The sequence below is a fragment of the Parasphingorhabdus sp. DH2-15 genome (assembly GCF_051668705.1).
GTDB lineage: Bacteria > Pseudomonadota > Alphaproteobacteria > Sphingomonadales > Sphingomonadaceae > Alterisphingorhabdus.
Window position 1 is genome coordinate 1,416,066 of the sequence record NZ_CP196351.1, and the last position, 19,106, is coordinate 1,435,171.

The 19,106-nt window shown below is 48.9% G+C and carries 16 protein-coding genes; 7 read left to right on the forward strand and 9 right to left on the reverse strand.

The annotated features are described in order from the left end of the window. Positions 1-19 precede the first annotated feature (19 nt). Complete coding sequence (locus ACR9YC_RS06630; protein WP_438731508.1) at positions 20-1,306, reverse strand: citrate synthase; 1,287 nt, start codon at positions 1,304-1,306, stop codon at positions 20-22. Positions 1,307-1,339: 33 nt separating this feature from the next. After that, positions 1,340-2,746 (reverse strand): glutamate--tRNA ligase, encoded by a 1,407-nt coding sequence (gene gltX / locus ACR9YC_RS06635; RefSeq protein ID WP_438731511.1) that lies wholly within the window; start codon positions 2,744-2,746, stop codon positions 1,340-1,342. Between the two features lie 144 nt (positions 2,747-2,890). Here gltX and ACR9YC_RS06640 point away from each other — a divergent pair, with 144 nt between their 5' ends. Beyond that, a complete protein-coding gene (locus tag ACR9YC_RS06640) occupies positions 2,891-5,023 on the forward strand; it encodes a ComEC/Rec2 family competence protein (protein WP_438731514.1) in 2,133 nt (710 codons plus the stop codon). Between the two features lie 55 nt (positions 5,024-5,078). On the opposite strand, the gene lexA is transcribed toward ACR9YC_RS06640, so the two are convergent. The 6 genes from lexA to ACR9YC_RS06670 form a co-directional block, all read right to left on the reverse strand. Beyond that, positions 5,079-5,780 carry a transcriptional repressor LexA gene (gene lexA / locus ACR9YC_RS06645; RefSeq protein ID WP_438731517.1) on the reverse strand — a complete coding sequence of 234 codons (702 nt, stop codon included), beginning with the start codon at positions 5,778-5,780 and terminating at the stop codon, positions 5,079-5,081. An 84-nt stretch (positions 5,781-5,864) separates the two neighbouring features. Beyond that, positions 5,865-6,677: an indole-3-glycerol phosphate synthase TrpC gene (gene trpC, locus ACR9YC_RS06650; RefSeq protein WP_438731520.1), complete on the reverse strand. Its 813-nt coding sequence runs from the start codon at positions 6,675-6,677 to the stop codon at positions 5,865-5,867. Continuing rightward, positions 6,674-7,663: an anthranilate phosphoribosyltransferase gene (gene trpD, locus ACR9YC_RS06655; protein WP_438731523.1), complete on the reverse strand. Its 990-nt coding sequence runs from the start codon at positions 7,661-7,663 to the stop codon at positions 6,674-6,676. Before trpD ends, trpC begins: the two co-directional genes overlap by 4 nt. After that, on the reverse strand, positions 7,660-8,274 hold the full coding sequence (locus ACR9YC_RS06660; protein ID WP_438731526.1) for an anthranilate synthase component II: 615 nt from the start codon (positions 8,272-8,274) through the stop codon (positions 7,660-7,662). Before ACR9YC_RS06660 ends, trpD begins: the two co-directional genes overlap by 4 nt. Then, the gene (trpE, locus tag ACR9YC_RS06665) at positions 8,271-9,827 is read right to left on the reverse strand and encodes an anthranilate synthase component I (protein WP_438731529.1); all 1,557 of its coding nucleotides are present in this window, start codon (positions 9,825-9,827) and stop codon (positions 8,271-8,273) included. The genes ACR9YC_RS06660 and trpE overlap by 4 nt, the downstream gene beginning before the upstream one ends. Further along, a complete protein-coding gene (locus tag ACR9YC_RS06670) occupies positions 9,824-11,716 on the reverse strand; it encodes a SurA N-terminal domain-containing protein (RefSeq protein ID WP_438731531.1) in 1,893 nt (630 codons plus the stop codon). Before ACR9YC_RS06670 ends, trpE begins: the two co-directional genes overlap by 4 nt. Positions 11,717-12,021: 305 nt before the next feature. On the opposite strand from ACR9YC_RS06670, the gene tpiA reads away from it, so the two are divergent. From tpiA to ACR9YC_RS06690, 4 genes are all read left to right on the forward strand, one after another. Beyond that, entirely contained in the window at positions 12,022-12,765 is a 744-nt protein-coding gene (gene tpiA / locus ACR9YC_RS06675; protein WP_438731534.1) for a triose-phosphate isomerase, read from the forward strand. Between the two features lie 182 nt (positions 12,766-12,947). Next, positions 12,948-13,358, forward strand: a complete 411-nt coding sequence (secG, locus tag ACR9YC_RS06680) for a preprotein translocase subunit SecG (protein WP_438731537.1) — start codon at positions 12,948-12,950, stop codon at positions 13,356-13,358. 164 nt (positions 13,359-13,522) lie between these two features. Further along, the gene (locus ACR9YC_RS06685) at positions 13,523-15,157 is read left to right on the forward strand and encodes a CTP synthase (RefSeq protein ID WP_438725590.1); all 1,635 of its coding nucleotides are present in this window, start codon (positions 13,523-13,525) and stop codon (positions 15,155-15,157) included. Positions 15,158-15,288: 131 nt separating this feature from the next. Next, complete coding sequence (locus tag ACR9YC_RS06690) at positions 15,289-15,978, forward strand: Crp/Fnr family transcriptional regulator (protein ID WP_438725592.1); 690 nt, start codon at positions 15,289-15,291, stop codon at positions 15,976-15,978. Between the two features lie 154 nt (positions 15,979-16,132). Here the strand turns inward: ACR9YC_RS06690 and ACR9YC_RS06695 are convergent, their stop codons facing one another. After that, positions 16,133-16,612, reverse strand: a complete 480-nt coding sequence (locus tag ACR9YC_RS06695; RefSeq protein ID WP_438725594.1) for an Hsp20 family protein — start codon at positions 16,610-16,612, stop codon at positions 16,133-16,135. Positions 16,613-17,149: 537 nt separating this feature from the next. On the opposite strand from ACR9YC_RS06695, the gene ACR9YC_RS06700 reads away from it, so the two are divergent. Together ACR9YC_RS06700 and ACR9YC_RS06705 are read left to right on the forward strand one after the other, a co-directional pair. Then, positions 17,150-18,388 (forward strand): lipoprotein-releasing ABC transporter permease subunit, encoded by a 1,239-nt coding sequence (locus ACR9YC_RS06700; RefSeq protein WP_438725596.1) that lies wholly within the window; start codon positions 17,150-17,152, stop codon positions 18,386-18,388. Beyond that, positions 18,381-19,076, forward strand: a complete 696-nt coding sequence (locus tag ACR9YC_RS06705; RefSeq protein ID WP_438725598.1) for an ABC transporter ATP-binding protein — start codon at positions 18,381-18,383, stop codon at positions 19,074-19,076. The genes ACR9YC_RS06700 and ACR9YC_RS06705 overlap by 8 nt, the downstream gene beginning before the upstream one ends. Positions 19,077-19,106: the final 30 nt, after the last annotated feature.

The following is a 19,106-nucleotide window of genomic DNA, read 5'->3' on the forward strand; positions in this document are numbered from 1 at the left end:
TGGCTGCTCATTCTAAAAATCAGCGTTTATCAAGCGGAACATAATCGCGTTGTACCGGGCCAGTGTAAAGCTGGCGTGGGCGACCGATTTTCTGACCTGGATCAGAGATCATCTCATTCCACTGAGCAACCCAACCAACAGTCCGCGCCAAGGCAAAGAGCACTGTGAACATTGTTGTCGGGAAACCAATCGCGGAAAGAATGACACCGGAATAGAAATCGACGTTCGGGAACAGTTTCTTCTCACGGAAATAGTCGTCATTCAACGCCATTTCCTCAAGCCGCATGGCCGTTTCAAAGACCGGATCGGTTGTTTTCAATGCGTCAAATACTTCGCGCACTGTTTCTTGCATAACAGTGGCCCGCGGGTCATAATTTTTATAAACACGGTGACCAAAGCCCATCAGACGGAATGGATCATTCTTGTCCTTGGCGCGCTCAATATAATGCGGAATGCGGTCTGGAGTGCCAATTTCACGCAGCATATTCAATGCCGCTTCATTAGCGCCGCCATGGGCCGGACCCCAAAGACAAGCGATACCGGCCGCAATACATGCAAACGGATTAGCACCTGAAGAGCCAGCCAAGCGCACTGTCGATGTCGATGCATTTTGCTCATGATCGGCGTGCAGGATGAAAATGCGATCCATTGCCTTTTCAATCGCTGGATGAACTTCATATTCTTCTGCTGGAACACCAAAGGTCATCCGCAGGAAATTGCCTGTGTAAGACAGGTTATTGTCAGGATAGAGAAATGGCTGACCGATGGAATATTTATAGGCCGCAGCAGCGATTGTGGGCATTTTAGCGATCAAGCGGTGGCTCGATATCTTGCGATGCTCCGGATCAGCAATGTCGGTTGAATCATGATAAAATGCCGACAGAGCACCAACAACACCGCACATAATCGCCATAGGGTGTGCATCGCGGCGGAAACCGGTGAAAAATTTCATCAGCTGCTCATGCAGCATTGTGTGACGAGAAATAGTATAGCTGAAATTATCAAGCTCAGCAGAATTAGGCAGCTCACCGTTCAGCAACAGATAGGATACTTCCATGAAGTTGCTATGCTCAGCCAATTGTCCAATCGGGTAACCACGGTGCAACAATACACCTTCGCCGCCATCAATATAAGTAAGCCCAGATTCACAGCTAGCGGTAGAGGTGAAACCGGGATCATATGTGAAAGCACCGGTTTGTGCGTAAAGCTTGCGGATATCCATTACATCCGGGCCAACAGAACCACGCAGAACGGGCAAATCCACAGCATTTCCTGCCAGATCTAGCTTTGCATTCTCGTTGCTCATTTTATTCTCCTTCTGCGCAATCCTCTATATGGATTACATATGATCACTTATTCGCGACAATGATTCATCGCGACCTAGCAGCACCAGAACATCAAATATGCCTGGTGAGCTATTGGCACCGGTCAAGCTAGCACGCAAAGGCTGCGCAACTTTTCCGAAGCCCAAATTTTCTGTCTCGGCAAACTCTTTAACGACATTCTCCAGATTTTCCAGCGTCCAGTCGTCAAGATGCTGCAATTTATCAAATATTTTTTTCAAAAGACCATCTGGAGCAGAGGCTATTGCTGCTTGTGCTTTATCTTCCATTTCCAAAGGCCGCTGTTTGAACAAAAATGCAGCACCATCAACAAGCTCATGGACAGATTTCGCCCGCATTTTCAGTTGCGGCATCGCAGCAAGAACTGTCTCTTTGCGACTTTGGTTAAACATTTCACCATAGCGTTCTTGCAGCATAGGTGTAATCAGTTCAGCAAGACGCTGATCATCTGCTTCGCGCAAATAGATACCATTCATATTGGCCAGTTTTTTGGGATCAAAGCGTGAAGGTGATTTGCCAACATTATCTAGCGAGAACAGATGAATGGCTTCTTCGCGACTAACGATCTCTTTATCACCATGGCCCCAGCCAAGCCGTAACAGATAATTGAAAAGAGCCTCGGGCAAAATGCCCATTTCATCGCGATAAGCCTCTACACCCAATGCTCCATGCCGCTTTGAGAGCTTAGCGCCATCATTACCATGAATAAGCGGAATATGGGCGTAAACGGGTTCATCCCAGCCCATTGCCCTAACAAGAGCAATTTGACGGAATGCATTGTTAAGATGATCATCACCCCGGATGATATGGGTTACCCCCATGTCATAGTCATCAACCACAACGGCGAGCATATATGTCGGACTGCCATCTGAGCGGAGCAGAACATAATCATCAATTTCTTCATTGCGCCAGCGGACCTTACCTTGAACCGCATCAGTGATGATGGTTTCGCCCTTTTGTTCTGTTTTTAAACGAACAACATAGGGCGCGCCGTCAGGCGCTTCACTCGGATCACGATCACGCCAACGACCGTCATAAAGCAAGGGCTTCTTCGCGGCGCGTTGCTCCGCACGCATTGTCTCCAATTCATCGGCAGTTGCAAAACACTTATAGGCTTTACCAGTATCGAGCAGTGTCTGCACGACTTGAACATGGCGATCTGCCTGAGCACTTTGAAAGACTGGATCTTCGTCCCAATCAAGCCCGAGCCATTCTAATCCTTCAAGGATGGCGTCAATCGCAGCCTGTGTGGATCGTTCTTTGTCAGTATCCTCAACACGTAAAAGCGCTTTACCTCCATGGTGGCGGGCAAAAAGCCAATTGAACAGGGCTGTGCGTGCGCCGCCAATATGGAGAAAGCCAGTAGGCGATGGAGCAAAACGGGTTACTATTTTTTTGGTCATATTCTCAACGGGCTAACCGCATGGAGCGGCGATGTTAGGGGCATATCTGTTTCGGCATATGGCCTACAGATGGTGGGTAGGGTGCAATTTGCAACATTCCAATTGCTGTAAATGCGGGTTAGCATGGAGAGGAGGGAGCGACAATTGCCTAACAGCACCATATCAGGTTTTTCTTCTGTAGGTTTAGATGCGGAGAAATTTCGTGTGACTTTGGCGCAATGGCTGGAACATGAAAAACCGCAATTGCCTCTGATATCGCCTATAGCTTTTGCCATCGGCATAGGTCTTTGGTTTGGCTTACCATATCGCGAATATTGGTTGGCTGTCATCATGACCAGCACGATATTGGCTCTTATCAGCTTTGGCGTCGGTTATATCAGGCCGGCAAGGGCAGTGTCATTCCGCTGGTTAGCCGCAGTTTTTTTGATGATCGCCGCTGGTATGATCGCCATATGGGGCAAATCAATGCTTGTCGGTGCTCAGCCTTTGGAAAGGCCTTGGGTGGGTGTTCTGGAAGGCACAATCAAAGAGATTGAGAACCTTCCGGCACGCGGGAAAGTTCGTATATATGTCGCGCCTTTGGATGGCCAGAATTTACCAAAAAATGTGCGTCTCAATATCGATATTGCGAAGTTTGATGTCGCTCCCCTTAATTTAAGATCAGGACAGATTATTGCAGCCCGGGTAAGATTGATGCCGCCTAATGGGCCGGTTATTCCCGGCGCCTATGACTTCGCGCAACGCGCATGGTTTGACGGATTGGGAGCCACGGGGACTATATTGGAGCCGCCACGTATAATATCCAATGTTTCAGATGAGCCTGTCTTTGCCGAATGGCGCAGCAGATTGTCTGCACATGTCTTGGACCAGATACCCGGCTCTGAGGGCGGCATTGCTGCCACACTGGCCACAGGGGATCGCGGGGGCATTGCTGAAGCCGATGCAGAGGCAATGCGGCGCAGTGGTCTTGCGCATTTGCTCGCGTTAAGCGGTTTGCATGTAAGCGCGGTGATAGGCGCTGTTTTCCTGATAGTCGTTAAATTGTTGGCGCTATCGCCCGCTTTGGCTTTGCGATATCGATTGCCCATTATCGCTGCCTTAGCCGGAGCATTAGCCGGCATGGGATATACAATATTTACCGGAGCAGAAATCCCCACAGTGCGGGCCTGTATAGCGGCTTTACTCATAGTTGCGGCATTGATTTTGGGGCGGGACCCGTTGTCATTGCGCATGGTCGGCTTCGCCGCCTTTGTAGTGCTTTTGCTATGGCCAGAGGCGTTGATAGGGCCGAGCTTTCAGATGAGCTTTGGCGCGGTTATAGCGATTATTGCATTATATGATACGCCTATTATGCGGCGGCTTTCGTTACAGAGAGATGAGGGCGATTTTGCTTTGGTGCCAAAGATCAGCCGCTTCGTGGTCATGCTTTTTTTAACCGGCTTGGTGATTGAAATAACCCTTTTCCCGATTGCTCTCTATCATTTCAACAAGGCGGGAATATACGGCGCTCTTGCCAATCTTATAGCCATTCCTTTAACCACATTTGTAATAATGCCATTGGAAGCATTGGCATTGCTTGCAGATACTATTGGGTTGGGCGGCCCGCTCTGGTGGCTATGTGGTCAGGCTCTGTCATTGCTATTGGGCTTGGCGCGCTTTGTATCGGACGTGCCAGGATCTGCGGTCTTATTCTCTTCTATGCCGCTGAGTGCCTTTGTGTTTTTTGTATCGGGCGGGCTGTTGCTCTTTTCCCTGCGCAGTCATTTGCGCTTTGCCGCTATATTTCCCGTTACTTTTGCCATTATCTTATACATGCAAACGCCATCGCCCGACATCATTATATCCGATGATGGACGACAATTTGCGGTGAGAGATCAAAATGGTGATTATCTGCTGCTCAAACCTCAGTCGGATAGCTTTGCGACGGATATGATCCGTGAAGAGGCAGGATTTGACGATTCCGGGCAGGATTTGAAACTCTGGCAGCAGTCTCGCTGTTCATCAGATTTCTGTACGTTCACTTTGAAAAGCGGCGAACGCAGCTGGTCCATAATGGCTGGCATTAGCAACAATTATGTACCGCTGCGCGCTCTTGCGGCGGCATGCTCACGCAGCGATATTGTTATAGCCCCAAGACGACTGCCCTATATTTGCAGACCACGATGGCAGAAAATTGATGGCCCCTATTTGCGCGAAAACGGCGGTGTTGCGATCTATTTTGATCAACAGGAAATCATCACATCACGCCTAAAAACAGATCATGGCTGGCGACAATAATTTGCTTCAGTGTTGATAACACACTGCTACTGACCGTCACCAGCCATGAAATATATCAATGATAGCGGCGCAAAAGCCCTGCCAATTGACCCTGAATTTGTACTTCCTGCGGTGCATATTTCTGGGTTTCAAACTGCGCATTGGCAGGTTCAAGGCAAATTGCGCCATTGTCACGATGTAGATATTTCAATGTTGCTTCTTCTCCATGGACAAGAGCCACAACAATCTGACCATCACGGGCTGTATCGGTGCGCCTGATGAGCGCGAAATCACCATCAAATATTCCCGCTTCGATCATGGAATCGCCGGATACCTCTAGCGCATAATGATCGCCACTGCCCAGCAGTGCTGCCGGAACAGGAAGTGTCGATTGCCCTTCTATAGCTTCGATAGGAACACCTGCAGCGATCCTTCCGTGAAGCGGTATTTCAATCACATCATTAGCCGCAATAGGCATTGCCTTTTCTACAGGCTTAGTATCACGCTGTGCTGCTGCTGAGGAAAGATTGACAACCGTTCCGCCTGTTGGTGCGGCATCACGGCCATCAGGTGACTTCAAAACCTCCAACGCACGGGCGCGATTGGGTAGACGCCGGATAAATCCGCGTTCTTCCAACGCACTGACCAGGCGGTGAACACCGGATTTGGATTTAAGATTAAGCGCTTCTTTCATCTCTTCAAAAGAGGGAGAAACGCCGCTTTCTTCCAGGCGGTCCTGAATAAAGCATATGAGCTGATGTTGTTTTTGGGTTAGCATTGCTGTCTCCAAAGTGAACGAATGAAGAACAATTAAGCAACGATATGCATTTGGTCAAGCAAATTCGTGCTTGATACGTTTTGCTTATGTTTCTGGTCCGTTCAATACCTCTCGTGTTGCCATCACCAGATCATCTTTGCGCATCAACGTTTCCCCGACCAGAAAAGCCTTTATGCCAGCCTTATCAAGCCGCACACAATCATCATGACCAGCTATGCCGCTTTCCGAGACGATAAGATGGTCCTTCGGCACATATTGCATCAGCTCTTCGGTCACTGCGAGGTCCGTTACAAAACGTTTCAGATCGCGATTATTAACGCCGATAAGACTGCGGTCCGGATTTGTGTCCAATGCGAGCGCACGATCAAGCTCTTCACGATTATGCACTTCGATCAACATATCCATGCCGTTTTCCAGTGTTGCATGCGCCAATTCGCGCATCAATATGTCGTCACAGGCTGCGACAATGATCAAAATGGCATCGGCACCAAGCGCACGCGATTCCGTTATTTGCCAAGGATCGACCATGAAGTCTTTACGCAAACAGGGCAGGGTCGTTGCTGCTCTGGCTTGCAACAAATAATCATCATGTCCTTGGAAATAGGGTATATCCGTTAAAACAGAAAGGCAGGATGCACCGCCAGTTTCATAGTCACGCGCATGATCAGCAGGAGAGAAATCTTCTCTGATTAAGCCTTTGGATGGGCTTGCTTTTTTCACCTCTGCAATGAGCGCCCACACATTGTTAGCGATGGTTTTGCGCATATTGGCGACAAAACCGCGTGGTGCAGATTGCGCACTGATCCGCTCCTGCAATAGGCTGTCACTTAAACGCTCTTTGTATAGTGCTACATGCTCGGCTTTTGCGGCACAAATTTCCTGCAATTTGTTGCTCATAATGCGATCCAGCAATCCAAAAGGGCATTGGCTAGCCCTTTATCAAGCGTTTCTTTAGCCTCTTCATAGCCATTTTCCCAGCTATCGGCTTCTCCGGCAACCATAAGGGCCGCAGCACTGTTCATGAGCACTGCCTGACGATAAGCATTTTCCTTACCCAGCAGCATTTTGCGCAAGGCAGCGGCATTATAAACGGCATCACCGCCACGCAGCTCGTCTAGCGCAAAGCGGGGCAGGTCTAAATGTTCGGGCGTAAATTGTGTGTCGATGCGTTCATCACCACGTATCTCACTAATGCGGGTCGGGCCGGCAACGGAAATTTCGTCCAACCCTTCTTCGCCAGAAACCACCATCAAATGCTTAAAGCCCAATAATTGTGCAGCATCACAATATAGTGAAACCAGATCAGGATGCGCAACGCCGATAAGTTGTCGCTGCACATTGGCAGGGTTGCACAATGGCCCCAACAGATTGAAGATTGTGCGGCGACCCAGTTTTTTGCGGATTGGTGCAATGGCACCCAGTGCGGGGTGATGCTGAGGCGCAAAGAAAAATGCGATGCCTGGATCATGCAAAAGTGTGGCATTTTCTTCTGCACTGCGATCAAGGCGCACTCCAAGTTGTTCCAAAGTGTCGGCTGTTCCCGCTTTGCTGCTGGCTGCTCTGTTGCCGTGCTTGGCCATGGGCACACCGCATGCAGCAACCACAAGAGCGACCGCAGTTGAGACATTCAGGCTATGCTGTCCGTCGCCGCCAGTGCCGCATACATCAATGGCATTTTCAGGAGCGCCGGAAACCGCAATCATACGTTGGCGCATGGCCGTGGCCGCCCCAGCTATTTCTTCGGCAGTTTCGCCGCGATCCGCCATTTTGATCAATATGTTAGCAATAGTGGCATCATCAAATGCGCCATCGAGCATTTGGCCAAATAGTTGCTGTGCGGTGTCCATGTCCAACGGTTCGTGCATATTGGGTATAGTCATCATGCTGCGGCTTTCGAAGGAACAGGCCCATGTTTGATCTGCGCAATATCAAGGAAATTGGCGAGCAATGCGTGGCCATATTGCGTGGCGATACTTTCAGGGTGAAACTGCACACCATGAAGCGGCAATTCGCGGTGCCTTAAACCCATAATATGGCCACCGTCAGCATCAGACAACCGCGCATTCACAACCAATTGCTCGGGAAAGCCTTCGCTCTGCACAAGCAGGGAATGATAACGTGTTGCGTTAAATGGGGAGGGCAGGTTTCGGAAGACGCCGTCATCATCATGCAGCACGGGTGAGGTTTTCCCATGCATAAGGCCGCCACGGTCGACCTTAGCACCAAAATATTGCCCAATTGATTGATGCCCAAGGCAAACGCCCAATAATGGCAGGCGTGCACTGGCACATGCCTCTACCAGATCAAGCGAAATGCCTGCCTCATTCGGTGTGCAGGGGCCTGGAGAGAGAATGATGGCCTGTGGATTGAGCGCTAGTGCTTCTATGGCGGTCAGATCATCATTGCGGACCACTTTGACCTCGACACCCAGCTCCATGACATAATGCACCAGATTATAGGTGAAGCTGTCATAATTATCGATCATCAGGATCATTGGCCAAATCCCCCTTTGCGCGCTTGTGCAACTGCTTCTCTGGCGGCAGCGAACAATGCGCCAGACTTGGCTTCACATTCGCGCTGTTCATATTCCGGATTGCTATCTGCCACTATGCCAGCGCCTGCTTGCACATGCATCATGCCGCCTTTCAGCACCGCAGTGCGCAAAACAATACAGCTATCAACGGATCCGTCAGGCGCAAAATACCCGACCGCCCCTGCATATGCGCCGCGCTCTTCCGGCTCTAACTCGGCAATAATCTCGCAGGCGCGTACCTTGGGGGCGCCGCTGACTGTTCCTGCGGGAAATCCCGCCATTAATGCATCAACAGCATCTTTATCAGCGGCCAACTTGCCTGTTACGTTGGAAACAATGTGCATGACGTGACTATAGCGCTCAACCATATAGCTATCAGTAACCGTCACACTATTTGCCTCTGCCACACGCCCAACATCATTGCGGCCCAGATCAAGCAGCATCAGATGTTCTGCACATTCCTTCGGGTCGGCCAAAAGGCTGACCTCATTCGCGCGATCTTCAGCATCATCGCCGCCGCGTGGACGCGTGCCGGCAATCGGTCTTATCGTCACTTCACCGTCACGCGACCGGACCAGAATTTCAGGACTGGAACCAATAAGAGCCATATCCGGCAGATCAAGAAAGAACAGGAAAGGAGAAGGGTTGATGCGGCGCAAAGCGCGATACAGATCCATGGCCCCAAGGGAAAATGGTGTAGAAAAGCGCTGTGCCAACACGACTTGAAAAATATCTCCTGCGAGAATATAATCCTTAGCTTTGAGCACCATCTTGAGATAATCTTCCGGCGCTATAGCCGGGGTTATAGTGATATCTGCAATATCGTTTTCTGCGCTCTGGTTACTCAGTTCGACAGATTGCGCGAGCATGCGTTCACATTCATCAAGCCGCTCTTGCGCAGCATCAAGGCGCTTTGATATACTGCCTTTTTGGTCTTTCCATAGTGGCGCGAGCAAAAACATCTCATCTTTTAAGCGATCCACAATGATAAGCATGGATGGGCGAACAAAGACCATATCAGGAATATCAAGCGGCGCATTTTCGGAACGTTTTATGGCTTCAACCAGACTGACGGTTTCATAGCCAAAATAACCCACCAAAAAGGCTGCTGCAGGCGGCAAGTCATCTGGTAGCACCATATGACAGGATTTTGCCAAATTGCGCAGAGCATCCAACGGCCCTTCGTCACATTGGGTGAAAGCATCACGGTCGTGCTGCCACATGTAATTAACACAAGCTTCTTTACCTTGGGCGCGGAATAAGAGGTCAGGGTCAAGACCGATCAGGCTATAACGTCCTCTGGTCTCTCCGCCTTCAACTGATTCCAGCAAAAAGTCGCCTCTTTCAGGGCGATGCAGGCGCAGAGCTATAGAAACCGCCGTATGGGTGTCTGCCACCAATCTGCGGTATAGGAGCGTGGATTGTCCGGCTTCCAATGCATGTTTAGCATTGCTGGATTGAACGTTTATTTGCTCCGACCCGCTGGCATGTATTGCGTCACTTTGTAAGGTCATCCGCCTGATGCATTGGTTCCGGTCAGGTCTTCAATCACTGACTTAATGATTGTCTCTTTGCGCTCAACGGTCACAGCATTGCGCATGGCGCTGATAAATTGCTGTTGTAACTCACCACCATAAGCGGCCTGAATATCACGCTCAGCTGCAGCCAATACATCGGGACGTTTGGAGAGATCACCTTGGTCAATCTTCTCCAAATAGACAACATACCAGACCTGATCAGCAGGGCCTTCCAGAACTTTGGCCGTGCCTTCTTTCATTGAGAACATAAGAGCCAATGGCGGTGGAACACGTTGCTGGCTATTGGCCAATTGTTCGCGATTTGCGCCGACATTCTCGATAGCAGGTAAATTATATCCACTGTCTGCAGCGGCCTTTGCCAAAGTCTCAGCGCTGGTTGTTTGGTCGGCCAGCTTACGCGCCAATTTTTCCGCTTCATCAGAGGCTTTGGAAAAACGATAAGCGCGCAATATAGCCGGTTTGTTGTCAGTAAATGGTGGCGGGGCAGCCGCAGCGATTTGCGGAACGTCATATAAGACATATTCAACACCAGGTGTAGTTTCTTTCAACCTGCCATTGCTGCCTTCTTCCAGCTGGAAAGCCTCTTGCAAGACCAAGCGAACAGCAGGTTCAGCCTGAAACTCACGATCTTTTGGCGCTAAACCACCTGCAGTGATCAAAGGTGTTTTTTTCAGTTCAAGTTTTTCATCTTTGGCGATTGTTGCAAGGCTAATGCCATCCTCAAGGCGTTCTTCTAATGAAACTGTAAAGTCTGACAGAGCTTGCCGCGTCTTTTCTTCGCGCACACCAGCCTGTAATTCGGAGCGCACATCGTCAAGAGTCCGTGCAGCCACCTTGGTAACTGCTGTGACCTGCACGACGTGCCAGCCGAGAGAGCTTTGTGCCAGATTGGCAAATTTGCCTTGTTGTGTGGTAAATACGGCGTCTGCAACTGCATTGGATGCCAATGATGAATATTCGCCTTTGGTAACCGGCCCAATATCGCTTGCTGCCAGACCGATATCAATTGCTGCACTGTCGATGGATTTACCACCATTGATAGTTGCCACCAATGCCTTGGCACCATCTTCGGTCGGCAAAATAACCTGCTTCACGGTTCTGGTTTCTTTGGCCTGGAATTCCTCACGGCGCGTTTCATATGCTGCCTTAAGGTCTGTTTCAGTGACTTTTACCTGATCGACAATTTGGTTACGGTTAAACACTGCATATTGAATGCTGCGTTGCTCAGGAATTGTGAAATCCGCGGCTTTTTCTGCATAAAAATCCTGTAACGCTTTGTCAGATACGTTTTTATCATCGATAAACAGGGTCGATGGAACAGCTGCAATACGTCCGCGGCGGGATTGTAAAGTGATCTGCGCATAGGTTTCGACCAAACCAGATGGTACATCTAAACCATAGGTTACAGGTGTGAGGAGTTGCTCTGCATAAAGGCTGCGCGCTACAAGACCGCGAAAATCTTTTTCGGCAAAACCTTGTGCCTGAAGTTGAGCACGAAATGACTCTTCATCAAATTCGCCAGCAACATTTGTAAAGGCGGGGCTGTTGGCAATTTCGCTATCAATGATCCGCTTGCCTGCGCCGATACCGTTAAGCTTTGCATATTCGGAAATAACATAGCCATTAGCCAAGCGATTGAAAATCTGATCGACGGTATCTTCTGTCAAAAAAGCGGGGAGGGATAGATTCGGGTTGGATTGCCGAACCGTGCTGTAAGCACCGTTAATTTCACGGCGAAATTCCGAAGTCGTAACATTCTCTTCACCAACGACAGCAATTGTCTGGCTGCCGCTAATGCCACCAAACGCACCGCTTGTAATATCACTACTTGCAAATGCTATCGCGATAACGGCAACGAATGCCATGGTGAAAAATAGGCCAATTTTGGAATTAAAAAAGGATCGGAAGAAACCTATCATAAAATCATTCAATCATATTTATAGCGACAATCATATCGCACCCAATAACCGCTTTAATAACAGCTTCCAGATGCTGCAAGCCTTGTCATCTCTAAACTCAGCAAATTGGTAATATAACCGTATATTGCTATGCCTCGGCCTTGTTATGAAGGAGTGATGATGGGTTATCGACAAGATGCTCTGGCCATTTTGACCATATTGTGCTTTTCGGCAATAAATCAAAATCACCTTATTTGTGAGGATTGTTCTATATGCGACCCTTTATTGTAGCCAATTGGAAGATGCATGGTTTGAAGGCCGATATGAATGAGGTGAAAGCCATAGACAGTGCTGCAGCCAAATTTGATCATATCGATGTCGGAATTGGCTTGCCAGCGACACTTATTCATTTAGCTGCTCAAAATGCAGGGCATGCACAAATTGGCGCGCAGGATTGTCATCAGGCACAGCAAGGTGCTCATACCGGGTGCTTGTCTGCGGCAATGTTGTCTGAAGCGGGGGCGTCATTCTCTATCGTTGGCCATAGTGAACGCCGCGCTGATCAGGCAGAGACGAGTAGATTGATAGCGCAAAAAGCGCGCTCGCTGCAAAATGCTTCTATGGGTGCCATTTTGTGCATTGGTGAGGATTTGGCGACACGGCAATCAGGTACAGCTTTGGACTTTGTCGCTGGTCAGCTTGTCGAATCATTGGCACTCGCGGATGATACCAGTCTTAGCCCGGAACGCCTTACAATCGCATATGAACCCATTTGGGCAATTGGTACCGGACATGTTCCCGAATTGACAGACATAGCGGCGATGCACAGCAAATTGCGCAGCCAACTGGTATCATCATTTGGGCCAGCAGGTGATGCCATTCGCATTCTTTATGGCGGATCAGTCAAAGCAAGTAATGCAAAAGACATATTGGCGCTTAAAAATGTTAATGGCGCTTTGGTTGGCGGGGCCAGTTTGAAAGCCGAGAGCTTTGTGCCCATAATCGCAGCTGCATGATAATCTTTTTGCCCAGCTTGTCGGTTTTAGAGGACTGATATGCGTGACTGGTTGAAACCTATTAGACCAGCCACCAACTTTGACAGTATAATAGTTGCCAAAACGGCATATTTCGGTATGAGGCAGCAAAGAATTGACCGAGATGATTATATCATCACTGGTATGAGGTAAGTGGATTTATAATGTTTACATTTTTAACCGTCGTTCAGGCTCTCGTTGCAGCTGCCTTGGTGGGCGCTATTTTGATGCAGCGTTCTGAGGGTGGAGGATTAACCGGTGGCGGCAACCCATCCGGCATGGTTTCTGCGCGCGGTGCTGCTGATTTGATGACTCGCACCACTGCTATTCTTGCATTGTTTTTTGTTCTGCTCAGCATCGCTCTGGCGGTTCTTGCGGTTAATGAAGGCAAGGGCAGTTCGATTGATACCAGCTTTGAACGCCAACAGGCCGTTGACCCGCTGGAAGGCGAGGCTTTGCCTCTGGAACTTCCGGGTGTTGCAAACCCACTGGACGCGCAGCCTAGCGAAGGCGCGGCAGCACCAGCTACTGATAGTGCGGCACCTTCAGAGGATAATGGCGAGACTACACAATAATTTCACATTCTATAATGGTTTTGTGAAACCCCTTCGGCACATTTGGTTGGCGAGGGGGTTTTCTTTAAATGCACAAAAGCGGCATAAAAATAATCCACTATATTTGCCCACAGGCGATTCTTCGGCTTGCCCATTTGCCACATTGTGCTTAGTGCTCTCCGTCCATGGCGCGATATATTTTCATCACCGGCGGCGTGGTCTCATCACTTGGTAAAGGACTGATGGCGGCAAGCCTTGCAGCATTATTGCAAGCGCGTGGCTATCGCGTACGTATCAGGAAGTTTGACCCGTATTTGAATGTCGACCCGGGGACCATGAGTCCATATCAGCATGGTGAAGTCTATGTGACGGACGATGGCGCAGAGACTGATCTGGACCTTGGCCATTATGAGCGTTTTACCGGTGTTCCTTCGCGTCAGTCAGATAATGTGACATCTGGCCGAATATACCAATCGATTATCACCAAAGAGCGCCGCGGCGATTATCTGGGTGCAACGGTTCAAGTTGTCCCTCATGTCACCGATGCGATTAAAGAATTTGCGCGCGCTGAAACCGACGATCTGGATTTCGTATTGTGTGAGATTGGCGGCACGGTCGGCGATATTGAAAGTTTGCCCTTCATCGAAGCGATTCGCCAATTACGCAACGAGATGGATCGCGATCAGACATTGTCCATCCATGTTACGCTGGTGCCTTATATCAATGCCGCCGGCGAGTTGAAAACCAAGCCGACACAACATAGTGTTCGTGAGTTGGCAGCTCTTGGTGTGCAACCGGATGTATTATTATGCCGGTGTGAACAACCTTTGCCGGAAACTGAGCGTCAGAAAATCGCACAATTCTGCAATGTAAGAGCAGAAGCCGTTATTCCTGCCCTTGATGCCGACAGTATTTACTCGGTACCCTTGCAATATCATGCGGAAGGTCTGGATGATGAAGTTTTGCGCGGATTTGGGATAAGAGACGCGCAAGAGCCGGATCTTAGCCGTTGGTATGATATTTGTGATCGCCGTAACAATCCTGAAGGCGAAGTGACCATTGGTGTGGTTGGCAAATATGTCGGCCTTCAAGATGCATATAAATCTCTGCATGAAGCGCTGGTACATGGCGGCATGGCCAATAGGGTGAATGTTAAGATACGCTGGCTCGATGCAGAAGTGTTTGAAAACGAAGAGGAAACTCTGGCAGCTCAATTAGAACCCTTGCATGGCATTTTGGTTCCTGGAGGATTTGGCGAACGCGGCAGCGAAGGCAAGATTTCGTCAGTTAAATTTGCTCGTGAGCGCAATGTGCCATTTTTCGGCATCTGTCTGGGCATGCAGATGGCCTGTATTGAGGCGGCGCGCAACACTGCTGGCATAGAAGCTGCGGGCACAACCGAGTTTCGCGAAACCAGCGAACCTGTTGTTGGACTTATCAATGAATGGATGAGCGAAGAGGGATTGCAAAAGCGAGAGCATGGCAACGACCTTGGCGGGACAATGCGTTTGGGAGCCTATCCAGCGCAGTTGCTGGAAAATAGCCATGCGGCACGAATTTATGGTGATACAAAGATTAGCGAGCGTCATCGCCACCGTTATGAAGTGAACAGCAATTATATTGACCAGCTGACATCTGGCGGATTAGTTTTTTCTGGTATGTCGCCCGATGGTGAACTTCCAGAAATTGTCGAGCGGCCTGATCTAAGCTGGTTTATCGGTGTTCAATATCACCCCGAGCTTAAGAGCAAACCCTTTGAGCCACATCCATTGTTCGCCAGCTTTATTGCTGCTGCAGTTCACAAGAGCCGGCTCGTATAAATTTTCCCACTTTGGATGAGTGCTGTTTCTACCACATTTTTCTACAAATGTGCATTTTGTCACACCAATGACCATTTTATACTATTACATCCGGAATGGATTAATTAGTTGGTTAAATAGGGGGAATGATCATGCATGCATCGCAGCTTCAGGAAAGGCTATCGCAGCACAGCCTTTTTGCTGATTGCAGCGATGATGTGCTTGCGGACATTCTTATGCGCGGAAATTGCTGCAACTTCACGCGCGATGACATCATAATACGACAAGGTGACACAGGTGATGCATTATACATTATCCTCTCCGGCCTTGTTAGGATCAGCATGGTTGCCAGCAATGGCCATGAGATAATTCTCGATTATGCAGAAAATGGCCAAGTCATTGGAGAAATAGCATTTTTTGATCATGGCGAGCGAACGGCCTCTGCTGAAGCAATGAGCGATGTTACGGCTTTGTCTTTGAGCCAAAGCGCTTTCCATACAATTATGGAAACGCACAGGGATTTGGGTTTGCAATTGATTAAAGCCATGGCCCGTCGATTGCGTCTTACCAACACGATTGTCGAGTCTGACCGTGCCTTTACATCCGGCCCTAGGCTTGCGCGTTATTTGCTGCGCCTGATGCTCGCTGACGGGGATGATACAGGTCGGCTAAAACTGAAATTGAGCCAGAGCGAGCTTGGAAATTTTGTTGGGCTGTCTCGAGAGCAGATAAACAGGCAATTATCATCATGGTCTGACAATTCCATTATCCGCATGGATGCTGGCTATCTGCACATTGTGGACAAACAGTTATTGTTCGAAATATCGGAGGCTGCGGGATAGGGTTTGCTATTACGCCTTTATTACGGTATCAAAACAACCAGACGCGCTCACATATAGTACATGCGACCCTGACTATATGTGACGCTGACGCCAAATGGGGCGTCGGGGGCGGTCCTTTTGGGGCCGCCCCCTATTTTTTAGGGGGTAATATATTTTAGGCGGCTTCTTCTTCAGACTGTACTGAAGAAAGTTTCGGAGCCTCTGTCGCAGAAGCATTGCTGATAGCAATCTTTTTTGGTTTCATTGCTTCAGGGATTTCACGCACAAGATCTATTGTCAGCAGTCCATCAATTAAAGTTGCATTGGCAACCCGCACAAAATCAGCAAGTTCAAATTTTCGTTCGAAATTACGATTTGCTATACCTAGGTGCAGAAACTCGCATTTTTGGTCATCATCATTAGGCTTACGCCCATTAATGGTCAGCAGGTTTTGCTGCGCAGTAATCTCTATATCATTTTCTTTAAAACCAGCGACAGCGAGCACAACGCGATAGCTATCATCACTGATTCTAGAAATATTAAATGGGGGGTAATTGTCACCATTGCCACTGCGATGCTGGTTCTCCAGCAGATCAAACAAACGATCAAAACCAACAGTTGTCCGGCGGTAAGGTGAAAAATCAAAACGTGTCATAACATCCTCCAAAAGAGCGATAATCATCACCAGCCTTCAGGCCTGGCGATTGGGTTTACAAATATGTCCCGACAATTCAGCGACAATTTTAATTTGGGAAAACCGATTTTTGATTTCAAGGGGATGATTTGGGAAAGTCACATCCCATTACATAGCTCAAAGCCGCGTAGAATAAGGGGTTTAAGATCATTCATGAATGAAAAAGACGCCCGGCAGTTTCCCGCCGGGCGCCAATCGATCACGCCTGCGACGCCCTAAAGCGGAGGCAAAAGACCGAAACAGAATGCGGATTCCCCAAACCACATTCTGATGCCCCGAAATTACAGATGCGTATCTGAACTCCGAAGACGTAACCTTTCAATTTTACGAAGCGTTTGACCAGAAGAAAAGCACAGCCAGTCGTGCTTTTTGTTTAATATCGTGTTCATTATGCAACACATAGACACCATATGTTGCGCAACGAGACATTTCATGTCTAAGCCACGAACGAATATGTGGTGTCCCGCCACTAACAGTTAAGGATAGAGCCATACCCATATGCTGACGGTTTTTGAAAGAACCATCGCCAGACGATATTTGCTACCCGCTCGCTCGGAAGCATTTATATTTCTGGTCGCCACCATCTCCATGGTTGCTGTTATGCTCGGCGTTGCTGCGCTGATCATTGTCATGAGCGTGATGAACGGCTTCCGCGTCGAATTGCTTGACCGTATTGTAGGCCTTAACGGCCATGCACTTATTCAGGGCTATGGCGGGCGTCTTGATAATTGGGAGGATCTTCTCGACAAAGCTCGCAAGACGGACCGTGTGGTTTCAGCATCGCCTCTGATTGAACAGCCACTGCTCGCAACTTTCAATGGCCGCGTGGAAGGAATTATTGTTCGCGGCAATGACAGCGAAAATATTCAAGGGCTTAACACACAATTGGTCAGTGGTAATGTGAATGATATTACCGCGGAATCAGAAAAGATTGCGATCGGCGTAGGGCTTGCCCAAAATCTTGGGGCTCGTGTTGGAGACCGGATTACAATCATCAATCCGCAAGGAAGAGCAACGCCATTTGGTACGGTACCGCGAGAAATCTCCTATGAGATCGGCGCTATATTTGAAATTGGCGTTTATGATTTTGACAAACTGTTTGTGATTATGCCGATACCTGATGCGCAAACGCTGCTGCTATCAGGTGATTCCATTGGGATGATCGAAATTACGACTGAAAATGCCGATGAGGTTAACGAGATTATCGCGCCCTTGATACCAGAGGTCGGTAATAAAGGCATTGTGGTGGATTGGCAGTCACTAAACGCCAGTGTTTTTGACGCACTTAAGGTCGAACGGGTGGTGATGTTTGTGATTTTGTCGATCATCATATTGGTTGCCGTTTTCAATATTCTGTCGTCACTCATCATGCTGGTCCGCGCAAAGACAAGGGACATAGCGATATTGCGCACTATGGGGGCATCGCGGCGCTCTATTTTAAAAGTGTTCGTATTTGTCGGAACTGTGGTCGGCATTATCGGTGCAGGAGCAGGCACGGTTTTGGGCCTTGGTTTGCTGGCTATAAGGCAGCCTATCGTTGGTGGCGTGCAATATTTAACAGGCGCGACATTATGGGACCCTTCAGTGCGCTTTCTTACTGAGCTTCCAAGCAAAACCGACCCTTGGGAAGTTGTCTTGATTGTCATTCTGGCTATCGGGGCGAGCTTTTTGGCAACATTGTTCCCAGCTTTTAAAGCGGCTAATACAGACCCAGTACAGGTGCTACGTTATGACTGATACTCATGGGGCCGAGTTTATAGCGTCTTTGAATGATGTTACGCGCAGCTTTACGCAGGGCAGCGTGACCATAGATGTTCTGCGCGGTGTTGATCTGCATATAAAACCCGGTGAAATTGTCGGGCTGGTTGGTCCATCGGGCTCTGGAAAATCTACCTTGTTACAGGCTGTGGGGTTGCTTGAAGGCGGATTTGGTGGCTCGATTATTCTTGGTGGCATAGAGGCTGCAGGACTTGATAGCGCAGGCCGCACAGCCATTCGCAAAGAGTTTTTGGGCTTTGTTTATCAATTTCATCATCTGCTGACCGATTTTGATGCCATGGAAAATGTTGTCCTGCCCCAACTCATCCATGATAATGACCGTAGTGTGGCCGAAGCACGGGCCGAAGAATTGCTAACGGCTCTGGGCTTGGGCTCACGCTTAAACCATCGCCCGAGCAAATTATCTGGGGGCGAACAACAGCGTGTTGCCGTTGCCCGTGCATTGGCCAATCGGCCGCAATTGGTGATGGCTGATGAACCAACGGGCAATTTGGATGAAGTCACATCGCAGATCGTCCTTGATCAATTTTTATCGCTTGTTCGCGGTGAGGGCAGCGCCGCCTTAATCGCAACGCATAATGAACGCCTTGCTGCAAAAATGGACCGTGTGGTCAAATTGAAAGAAGGCCGCTTGATCGAGATGTGAGCAGCATTGCTGACCGTGCCGCGAAAACAT